The sequence below is a fragment of the Streptomyces sp. NPDC025833 genome (assembly GCF_055558055.1).
The window spans coordinates 1-2,840 of record NZ_JBVHNF010000057.1; the positions used below are offsets into that span (position 1 = coordinate 1).

The window sequence follows — 2,840 nt, forward strand, 5'->3', positions numbered from 1 at the left end:
GGCGAGGAGGTCTTCGGCGACCTGCTGCGTCTGGACCACAGCACCTCGCAGCTGGGTCTGATGACCGACCGGCTCGCCCTGTTGATGGGCGGCCGCTCCAGCCGCGTGTGGAACAAGCCCATCGTCATGGAGAGCATCCTGCGGGGTGCCGTCGGCAGGATCGCCGCCTACCGGCGTGTGCGTCTCCACTCCTCCAGCAGGGCCGCGATCAGCGGCTTCGCGGCAGAGGGCGTCATGCACCTGCTGGCCGAACTCATGGACAACGCCGCCAACTTCTCCCCACCCGTCGACGAGGTCCACGTCTACGTCGAGGAACGCAGCGCGGGCCTCGTGGTCACCATCGAGGACAGCGGTCTGAAGATGTCCGACGCGGCCATGCGGCGGGCGGTGGAGTCCGTGTCCGGCCGCGTCACCGACCTCGCCTCGCTGCAAGGCACCCGGCTGGGGCTGAGCGTGGTGGGGCGACTCGCCGCCAAGTACGACATCAGCGTCAGTTACCGGCCCTCCTCGCGCGGCGGCACGGGCGTCGTCGTCCTGATTCCGCCGCAGCTGGTCGCCCAGCGGCACGAGCCTGTGCCGGCCGGGCGGCCGAGGCAGGCCGTACCAGCGCCGCATTCGCCCGCGCACCCCGCCAGGGAGCCGCGGCCGGTACGTTCGGCACCGGTCGGACCGCCCCCGTCCACGTCCACGACCACGTCCACGACGAAGGTGTCCGCCGGGCGTGGTGGGGCCACCGCCAATGGACTGCCAGTCCGGGCCCCGGGCCGCGCCATGGCCGAGGCGGAGCGCACCCGGCGCAAGTCGGCCACTCAGACGCCGGCCGACCCGCGTGAATCCGGTCCCGCCCGCGACGCGGGCAGCCGGTTCGGGGCCTTCGACCGCGGACGGCGGCGCGCCGGCGGTGCCTCAGCCGACGGGGACACGCACGGCTCCGCCCCCGACGCCTGAGAGCCGGGCATCTTTCGTCGGCAGGCCGCAGCAGCCCATCACCCCGACACCGATTCGCCGCACTTTTCGCCGCACTTCGCTGGATTGGAGGCACGGGAGCGGCTGGTGACCTTACCGGTCGGCAGCCGACCCCACCCATCATGGAGACCACCGACAACAGCCTCACCTGGCTCCTGAAGAACCTGCTGGAGCGCACGCCCGGCACGCGCCACGCTCTCGTGCTCTCGCGTGACGGTCTGAAACTGTGCTGGACGGAACACATGACCGCCGACCAGGCCGACCAGCTGGCGGCCATCTGTTCCGGCATGCAGGCGCTGTCCCAGGGCGCCTCCGTGGAGTTCGGCGACGGATCGGGCGGCGTCCGGCACTCGATGACCGCGTTCCACGGTGGCCTTCTGTTCATCGTGGAAGCGGGCGAGGGCGCGCACCTCGCGGTCGTCGCGCAGGAAAGCGCCGACCCCGGTGTCGTCGGCCACCAGATGACCGAAATGGTCGAACAGATCGGGGACCATCTGCGGGCCGAGCCCCGAAAGCCCGCCGACCGGGGTGCCCCGGCGTGATGCGCAAACCCGTGGATCTCGGCGACCCGGACCGGCTGTACATGGTCACGGGTGGCCGGAGCGAAGCCGATTCGTCCCTCGACCTGGTGACACTGATCGTCAGCGAGTGCGAGCCCTCCACCGGCATGCAGTCGGAGCACGTCCGCATTCTCGAACTGTGCCGGCACCCCACCGCGGTAGTGGAGATCGCGGCCGAGCTGAAACTCCCCATCACCGTGGTGCGCATCCTGCTCGGCGACCTGTGCGCCCTGGGCAAGGTCAGCGCCCGCCACCCGCGTGCGGCCGCGTCCGTTGCGGGCCTTCCAGAAACCGCCCTGCTCCAGGAGGTGCTCCATGGGCTCCACAACCTCTGAGCTGCCCTCCCAGCGCACACCGCTGACCGCCACGGCCGAGACCGGTCTGAAGATCGTCGTCGTGGGCGGCTTCGGGGTCGGCAAGACCACCCTCGTGCGCTCGGTCAGCGAGATCCGGCCCCTGAACACCGAAGAGGTCATGACCCAGGCGGGCCAGGGTGTCGACGAGACGAGGGGGGTGGAGCGCAAAACCACCACGACCGTCGCCTTCGACTTCGGCCGCATCAGCCTCAACGACCGCATGGTGCTCTACCTCTTCGGCGCGCCCGGCCAGGAGCGCTTCTGGTTCCTCTGGGACCGCCTGTTCGCCGGCACCCTCGGAGCGGTCGTCCTGGTCGACACCCGGCGCATGGAGGACTGCTGGTATGCCATAGACCGGCTCGAGCACCACGGCACACCCTTCGTGGTGGCGGTCAACCGCTTCGACGGCGACGAGAAGCGGTTCTCCCTCCACGAGATCCGTCAGGCACTCGCCTTGGGCGAGCACGTACCCATGATCGAGTGCGACGCCCGCGTCAGGGCGTCGGGCAAGGAGGTCCTCATCGCTCTGGTGGACCACCTGTACACACGCGCACTGGCCAAGGAGAGCACACCGTGAGCGACACCACCGGCTCCCTGCCCACGGACGCCCCTCCGCCGGGCTGCCCCGCGCACGGCTCCGCCGTGCACCTGGCCGGGCTGGAGTACCAGCAGACGCCTTCCCAGCTGTACCGCGCCCTGCGCAGGGAACACGGAGCAGTCGCGCCGGTACTGCTCGACGGCGGCATCCCGGCCTGGCTGGTGCTCGGCTACCCCGAGGTCAGCTATGTGACCGCCCACGACGAACTGTTCGCGCGGGACTCCCGCCGCTGGAATCAGTGGGAGCACATCCCGCCCGACTGGCCGTTGCTGCCATACGTCGGCTACCAGCCATCGGTGCTCTTCACCGAGGGCGCCGAGCACCAGCGCCGGGCGGGCGTGATCACCCAGGCGCTGGAAG

4 protein-coding genes and 1 pseudogene are annotated in these 2,840 nt (G+C 70.4%); all 5 read left to right on the forward strand.

Features of this window, described 5'->3' with window-relative positions; genetic code table 11:
• Positions 1-948, forward strand: a 948-nt coding sequence (locus ACZ4K2_RS36890; RefSeq protein WP_467481103.1) for an ATP-binding protein, incomplete at its 5' end; no start/stop codon positions are given.
• 140 nt (positions 949-1,088) lie between these two features.
• Positions 1,089-1,508, forward strand: coding sequence for a roadblock/LC7 domain-containing protein (locus tag ACZ4K2_RS36895; RefSeq protein WP_467481101.1), 420 nt, complete (start codon positions 1,089-1,091; stop codon positions 1,506-1,508).
• Entirely contained in the window at positions 1,505-1,861 is a 357-nt protein-coding gene (locus ACZ4K2_RS36900) for a DUF742 domain-containing protein (protein WP_356119353.1), read from the forward strand. The genes ACZ4K2_RS36895 and ACZ4K2_RS36900 overlap by 4 nt, the downstream gene beginning before the upstream one ends.
• Positions 1,842-2,459 carry a GTP-binding protein gene (locus tag ACZ4K2_RS36905; RefSeq protein WP_467481098.1) on the forward strand — a complete coding sequence of 206 codons (618 nt, stop codon included), beginning with the start codon at positions 1,842-1,844 and terminating at the stop codon, positions 2,457-2,459. Before ACZ4K2_RS36900 ends, ACZ4K2_RS36905 begins: the two co-directional genes overlap by 20 nt.
• Positions 2,456-2,840 (forward strand): annotated as a pseudogene (locus tag ACZ4K2_RS36910) (cytochrome P450); the annotation flags it as partial. The gene ACZ4K2_RS36905 and the pseudogene ACZ4K2_RS36910, both read left to right, overlap by 4 nt.

Excerpts from the sequence above, each read along its gene's own strand:
- ACZ4K2_RS36895 (WP_467481101.1), top strand. The coding sequence starts at position 1,089 with ATGGAGACCACCGACAACAGCCTCACCTGGCTCCTGAAGAACCTGCTG.
- ACZ4K2_RS36905 (WP_467481098.1), top strand. The coding sequence starts at position 1,842 with ATGGGCTCCACAACCTCTGAGCTGCCCTCCCAGCGCACACCGCTGACC.